This is a genomic window from Streptomyces phyllanthi (assembly GCF_009377205.1).
Lineage (GTDB): Bacteria > Actinomycetota > Actinomycetes > Streptomycetales > Streptomycetaceae > Streptomyces > Streptomyces phyllanthi.
Map to the genome: position 1 here is coordinate 21,531 of NZ_VJZE01000078.1, position 7,267 is coordinate 28,797.

Here is a 7,267-nt window from a genome sequence, read left to right on the forward strand (position 1 = left end):
AATCGTGGAGAACCTGATTGCGCTGCTGGTGGCGGCGCCCCTGCTCGGAGCGGCCGTCCTGCTGTGCGGCGGCCGGCGCCTCGACGCCGTCGGCCACTGGATCGGCACCGTCCTGGCGGCCCTGTCCTTCGTGTTCGGCGCGGTCCTCTTCGCCGACATGCTCGGCAAGGACCCCGAACACCGGGAGATGAGTCAGCACCTGTTCAGCTGGATCCCCGTCGAGGGCTTCCAGGCGGACGTCGCCTTCCAGCTGGACCAGCTGTCGATGACGTTCGTGCTGCTGATCAGCGGCGTCGGCTCGCTCATCCACGTGTACTCGATCGGGTACATGGAGCACGACGAGCGCAGGCGCCGCTTCTTCGGCTATCTGAACCTGTTCCTCGCGGCGATGCTGCTGCTCGTCCTCGCCGACAACTACCTGCTGCTGTACGTCGGCTGGGAGGGCGTCGGCCTCGCCTCGTACCTGCTGATCGGCTTCTGGCAGCACAAGCCCAGCGCCGCGACCGCCGCGAAGAAGGCCTTCCTGGTCAACCGCGTCGGCGACGTGGGCCTGTCGATCGCGATCATGCTGATGTTCACCACCTTCGGGACCTTCGCCTTCGGGCCGGTCCTTGCGTCCGCCGGTGACAGCGGCGAGGGCACGCTCACCGCCATCGGCCTGATGCTGCTGCTCGCCGCCTGCGGCAAGTCCGCCCAGGTGCCGCTGCAGTCCTGGCTCGGGGACGCGATGGAGGGCCCGACCCCGGTCTCGGCCCTCATCCACGCCGCGACCATGGTGACCGCGGGCGTCTACCTGATCGTCCGCTCCGCGGCGATCTTCAACGGCGCACCGGACGCGCAGCTGGTCACCACGGTGGTCGGCGCGGTCACGCTCCTCTTCGGTGCGATCGTCGGTTGCGCGAAGGACGACATCAAGAAGGCCCTCGCCGGGTCGACCATGTCGCAGATCGGCTACATGGTGCTGGCCGCGGGTCTCGGCCCCATCGGCTACGTCTTCGCGATCATGCACCTGGTGACGCACGGCTTCTTCAAGGCCGGGCTGTTCCTCGGCGCCGGCTCGGTCATGCACGGCATGAACGACGAGGTCGACATGCGCAAGTACGGCGGCCTGCGCAAGTACATGCCGGTCACCTTCGTCACCTTCGGTCTCGGCTACCTCGCCATCATCGGCTTCCCCGGCCTGTCCGGCTTCTTCTCCAAGGACATGATCATCGAGGCGGCGTTCGCCAAGGGCGGCACGGAGGGCTGGATCCTCGGCGGCGTGGCCCTGCTGGGTGCGGCCATCACGGCGTTCTACATGACGCGCGTGATGCTGATGACGTTCTTCGGGGAGGAGCGCTGGAAGAGCCGGCCGACCGCCTCCCCGGAGGAGCCGAGCGCGGAGCCTGCGGCCGAGCACCACGGCGCCCACGCCGAACCCCACCCTCACGAGTCGCCCAAGGTCATGACGATCCCCATGATCGTGCTGGCGGTCGGGTCGGTCTTCGGAGGCGCGTTCTTCAGCATCGGCGACCGGTTCGTCCACTGGCTGGAGCCCGTGACCGGCCACACGCACGGGCACCCGCCGGTCAGTGCGCTGACGGTCACGGTCGCCACGGTGACCGTGATGGTCCTCGGCGTCGGCCTCGCCTACCTCCAGTACGGGCGCCGTCCCGTGCCCGTCGTCGCCCCGCGCGGGTCCCTGCTCACCAGGGCCGCCCGGCGCGACCTCCTCCAGGACGACTTCAACCACGTCGTCCTGGTCCGCGGCGGCGAGCACCTCACCCGGTCCCTGGTGTACGTCGACCACACGCTGGTGGACGGCGTCGTCAACGGCACGGCGGCCTCCATGGGCGGCCTCTCCGGACGGCTGCGCAGGCTGCAGAACGGCTTCGCGCGGTCGTACGCGGTCTCGATGTTCGGCGGTGCGGCGGTCCTCATCGCCGCGACCCTGCTGATGAGGGCGGTCTGATACCGATGTCCTTTCCTCTGCTGACAGCGACGGCGGCGCTCCCCGCCCTCGGAGCGATCGCCACGGCAGCCGTACCGGCCGCCAAGCGCACCGCCGCCAAGTGGCTGGCGCTGATCGTCTCGCTCGCCACGCTCGCGCTCGCCGTCACCGTGCTCGTGCGCTTCGACCCGGGCGGCGACCGCTACCAGCTCACCGAGTCCCACTCCTGGATCGCGGACTTCGGGGTGCGGTACGAGCTGGGCGTGGACGGCATCGCGGTGGCGCTGATCGCGCTCACGGCCCTGCTCATCCCGTTCATCATCCTCGCGGGCTGGCACGACGCCGACCCGCTGGAGACCGGCAACAAGCGGTGGCGGCCCACACAGGGCTTCTTCGCCCTGATCCTGGCCGTCGAGGCGATGGTGATCATCTCCTTCGAGGCCACCGACGTCTTCCTCTTCTACATCTTCTTCGAAGCCATGCTCATCCCGATGTACTTCCTCATCGGCGGCTTCGGGGACCGGGCCCACGAGCACGGCGAGGAGACGGCGGCGACGCAACGGTCGTACGCGGCCGTGAAGTTCCTCCTCTACAACCTGGTCGGCGGCCTCATCATGCTGGCCGCGGTCATCGGCCTGTACGTGGTGGCGGGGAACTTCTCGCTCACGGAGATCGCCGAGGCCCGCGCCAACGGCTCACTGGACATGGCGACCAGCACCGAGCGCTGGCTGTTCCTCGGCTTCTTCTTCGCGTTCGCGGTGAAGGCGCCCCTGTGGCCCCTGCACACCTGGCTGCCGAACGCGATGGGGGAGGCCACCGCCCCGGTCGCCGTCCTGATCACGGCGGTCGTCGACAAGGTGGGCACCTTCGCGATGCTGCGCTTCTGTCTCCAGCTGTTCCCGGAGGCCAGCACATGGGCGACGCCGGTCGTCCTCGTCCTGGCGCTCGTCAGCATCATCTACGGGGCGCTGCTCGCCGTCGGCCAGCGGGACATCAAGCGGCTGGTGGCGTACGCGTCGATCTCACACTTCGGCTTCATCATCATGGGCATCTTCGCGATGACCAGCCAGGGCCAGTCGGGCGCCACGCTCTACATGGTCAACCACGGGATCTCGACCGCCGCCCTGATGCTGGTGGCGGGCTTCCTGATCTCGCGGCGCGGGTCGCGGCTCATCGCCGACTACGGAGGCGTGCAGAAGGTCGCGCCGGTGCTCGCCGGCACGTTCCTGATCGGCGGCCTGGCGACCCTCTCCCTCCCGGGACTGGCACCGTTCGTCAGTGAGTTCCTGGTCCTGGTCGGCACGTTCGCGCGCTATCCCGTGATCGGGATCATCGCCACCGTCGGCATCGTCCTCGCCGCGCTCTACGTCCTCGTCCTCTACCAGCGGACGATGACGGGCCCGGTGAAGGCGGAGGTCGCCAAGATGCCCGACCTCAGGGTGCGCGAACTCGTGGTGGTCGCACCGCTGATCGTGCTTCTGGTCTTCCTGGGTGTCTACCCGAAGCCGCTCACCGACATCGTCAACCCGGCGGTGGAGCAGACCATGTCCGACGTCCAGAAGAAGGACCCCCAGCCCGAGGTGGAGGCGGCCAAGTGAGCGCATCAGCCGTCCACAGCCTGTGGACAACGGCGGCCGAGCCGATCAGCAAGATCGACCCGCCGAAGATCGAGTACGGGCAGTTGTCGCCCACCCTGATCGTCATCGGGGCGGCGATCGTCGGGGTGCTGATCGAGGCCTTTGTGCCGCGTAAATCCCGTTACTACACCCAGGTGTTCGTCTCCGTCGTCGCGCTCGTGGCCTCATTCGCCGCGGTCATCGGACTCGCGGCGGGCGGATACGGCACCACCAAGGCCGGCATCGCGGCGATGGGCGCCATCGCCGTCGACGGACCGTCCCTGTTCCTGCAGGGCACGATCCTGCTGGCCGGACTGCTCGGCGTGTTCACCTTCGCCGAGCGGCGCCTGGACCCGGCGGCGCACGGCAACCGGGTCGACTCGTTCGCCGCGCAGGCCGCGTCCGTGCCCGGCAGCGACAGCGAGAAGGCCGCGGTGAAGGCGGGGTTCACCACCACCGAGGTGTTCCCGCTGCTGCTCTTCGCGATCGGCGGCATGCTGATCTTCCCCTCGGCGAACGACCTGCTGACCCTGTTCATCGCCCTGGAGGTCTTCTCCCTGCCGCTGTACCTGCTGTGCGCCGTGGCCCGCCGCAAGCGGCTCATGTCGCAGGAGGCCGCGGTCAAGTACTTCCTCCTCGGCGCCTTCGCCTCCGCTTTCACCCTGTTCGGCATCGCCCTGCTGTACGGGTACGCGGGCTCCGTGTCGTACGCGACGATCGCCCAGGTCGTCGACGGCACCGTCCCGCAGATCACCCCGGCGCTCGCCGACACCATGGGCAACGACGCGCTGCTGCTCGTCGGCGCCGCCATGGTCGTCATGGGCCTGCTGTTCAAGGTGGGCGCGGTGCCGTTCCACATGTGGACGCCGGACGTCTACCAGGGCGCGCCGACCCCGGTCACCGGATTCATGGCGGCGGCGACCAAGGTGGCCGCCTTCGGCGCGCTGCTCAGGCTCCTGTACGTCGTCCTGCCCGGCCTGCGCTGGGACTGGCGGCCGGTCATGTGGGCGGTCGCGATCGTCACCATGCTGGGTGGCGCCATCGTCGCGATCACCCAGACCGACATCAAGCGGCTGCTGGCGTACTCGTCGATCGCGCACGCGGGGTTCATCCTCGCGGGTGTCATCGCGACCTCGCCCGACGGTGTCTCGTCGGTGCTGTTCTACCTGGGTGCCTACTCGTTCGTGACGATCGGCGCGTTCGCGGTGGTCACGCTCGTACGGGACGCGGGCGGCGAGGCGACCCACCTGTCCAAGTGGGCGGGGCTCGGGCGCAGGTCGCCGCTGGTGGCGGCCGTGTTCGCGGTGTTCCTGCTGGCCTTCGCGGGCATTCCGCTGACCTCCGGGTTCGCCGGCAAGTTCGCGGTGTTCAAGGCGGCGGCCGAGGCCGGGGCGGGCGCGATCGTCGTGGTCGGTGTGATCTCGTCGGCCATCGCGGCGTTCTTCTACATCCGTGTGATCGTGCTCATGTTCTTCAGCGAGCCACGCCCCGAGGGGCCGACGGTCGCCGTGCCGTCGCTGCTGACCATGACGGCGATCGGAGTCGGCGTGGCGGTCACGCTGGTGCTCGGTGTGGCGCCTCAGTACTTCCTGGATCTGGCGGGGCAGGCGGGAGTGTTCGTGCGGTGACGCTCCGCTGAGCGGCGGATGCGGGTGGGACCCGGTCTCCTGAGGAGGCCGGGTCCCGTCGTATGAGAGCCGGTTCCCGTCGGGTGAGGGCGGCTCTCGAAGACGCAGCCTGTGGATAACTCCGAAGCTGTCAGTCCGGACCCCTATCGTGGCAAGGGCTGGAGGAACAGCGGATGACGCACGGGGGACGGGTGACGACCGGGATGGGCGGGACGGGTGTGATGGCGGAAGTGGACGAGGCAGCCATGGGTGCGGGGCGCCCGGCCGACAGTGAGGCGCTGGCCACGCTGCACCGGGTCTTCGGATATGACGCCTTCCGCGGTGAGCAGGAAGCGATCATCGAGCATGTGATCACGGGTGGCGACGCCGTCGTGCTCATGCCGACCGGAGGCGGCAAGTCACTCTGCTACCAGATCCCCGCGCTGGTCAGACCGGGGACGGGCGTGGTCGTCTCCCCGCTCATCGCGCTGATGCAGGACCAGGTGGACGCGCTGCGGGCGCTGGGAGTACGCGCCGGGTTCATCAACTCCACGCAGGACTTCGACGAGCGGCGCGTGGTGGAGGCGGAGTTCCTCGCGGGCGAGCTCGACCTGCTGTATCTGGCCCCGGAGCGGCTGCGGCTCGACGGGACGTCGGCCCTGCTCGGGCGGGGCAAGATCTCGCTGTTCGCGATCGACGAGGCGCACTGCGTGTCGCAGTGGGGCCACGACTTCCGCCCCGACTATCTGGCGCTGTCACTGCTGGGCGAGCGCTGGCCGGACGTCCCGCGGGTCGCGCTGACCGCCACGGCCACGCACGCCACGCACCGCGAGATCACCGAGCGGCTGGTCATGCCGAGGGCCCGCCACTTCGAGGCGAGCTTCGACCGGCCCAACATCCAGTACCGCATCGTGCCCAAGGCCGACCCCAGGAAGCAGCTGCTGTCCTTCCTGCGGGAGGAGCACGCGGGCGACGCGGGGATCGTGTACTGCCTGTCGCGGAACTCGGTGGAGAAGACCGCGGAGTTCCTGTCGCGGAACGGGATCGAGGCCGTGCCGTACCACGCCGGCCTGGACGCGGGCACCCGCGCGGCACACCAGGCGCGGTTCCTGCGGGAGGAAGGGCTGGTCGTCGTGGCGACCATCGCCTTCGGGATGGGGATCGACAAGCCGGACGTACGGTTCGTCGCTCATCTCGACCTGCCGAAGTCCGTCGAGGGGTACTACCAGGAGACGGGCCGTGCCGGGCGTGACGGGCTGCCGTCCACCGCGTGGATGGCGTACGGGCTCCAGGACGTGGTCCAGCAGCGGAAGCTGATCCAGAGCGGAGAGGGCGACGAGGCGTTCCGCCGCCGGGCCGCCGCCCACCTGGACTCGATGCTGGCGCTGTGCGAGACGGCACAGTGCCGGCGAGGACAGCTGCTGGCCTACTTCGGGCAGGAGCCGACGCCGGGCGGCTGCGGCAACTGCGACACGTGCCTGACCCCGCCGGAGACCTGGGACGGGACCATCGCCGCGCAGAAACTGCTGTCCACGGTGGTGCGCTTGCAGCGGGAGCGCGGGCAGAAGTTCGGGGCCGTGCAGATCATCGACATCCTGCTGGGGAAGCGCACCGGCAAGGTCATCCAGTTCGACCACGACCAGCTGTCCGTCTTCGGGATCGGCGAGGAGCTCAGCGAGGGCGAATGGCGCGGTGTCGTACGGCAGTTGCTGGCGCAGGGGTTGCTGGCGGTCGAGGGCGAGTACGGGACGCTGGTGCTGACCGAGGCGAGCGGGACCGTGCTGCGGCGGGAGCGGGAGGTGCCGCTGCGGAAGGAGCCGAAGAAGGCGGTGGCCTCGCGGGCGGGTTCGTCGGGCTCGGCGGGTTCGTCGGGCTCCGGGCGGGGCGAGCGCAAGCCGAAGGCCGCGGTGGCCGAGCTGCCCGAGGAACTGCTCCCCGTGTTCGAGGCACTGCGCGCCTGGCGTGCCGAGCAGGCGCGTGAGCAGGGCGTTCCGGCCTACGTCATCTTCCATGACGCGACACTCCGGGAGATCGCGACGGTGCGGCCGACGTCGGTGGCGCAGTTGGGCGGTATCAGCGGGGTCGGGGAGAAGAAGCTGACGACGTACGGGGAG

General features: G+C 69.4%; 4 protein-coding genes. All 4 read left to right on the forward strand.

Annotated features, from left to right (window positions below; translation table 11 throughout):
- Nucleotides 1-4 precede the first annotated feature (4 nt).
- Complete coding sequence (nuoL, locus tag FNH04_RS14275; RefSeq protein ID WP_322723044.1) at nt 5-1,951, forward strand: NADH-quinone oxidoreductase subunit L; 1,947 nt, start codon at nt 5-7, stop codon at nt 1,949-1,951.
- Nucleotides 1,952-1,956: 5 nt separating this feature from the next.
- On the forward strand, nt 1,957-3,528 hold the full coding sequence (locus FNH04_RS14280; RefSeq protein ID WP_152784086.1) for an NADH-quinone oxidoreductase subunit M: 1,572 nt from the start codon (nt 1,957-1,959) through the stop codon (nt 3,526-3,528).
- Complete coding sequence (gene nuoN / locus FNH04_RS14285) at nt 3,525-5,174, forward strand: NADH-quinone oxidoreductase subunit NuoN (RefSeq protein WP_322723045.1); 1,650 nt, start codon at nt 3,525-3,527, stop codon at nt 5,172-5,174. Before FNH04_RS14280 ends, nuoN begins: the two co-directional genes overlap by 4 nt.
- 203 nt (nt 5,175-5,377) lie before the next feature.
- Nucleotides 5,378-7,267: DNA helicase RecQ (gene recQ, locus FNH04_RS14290; RefSeq protein ID WP_152784103.1), on the forward strand; the 1,890-nt coding region annotated here is incomplete at its 3' end.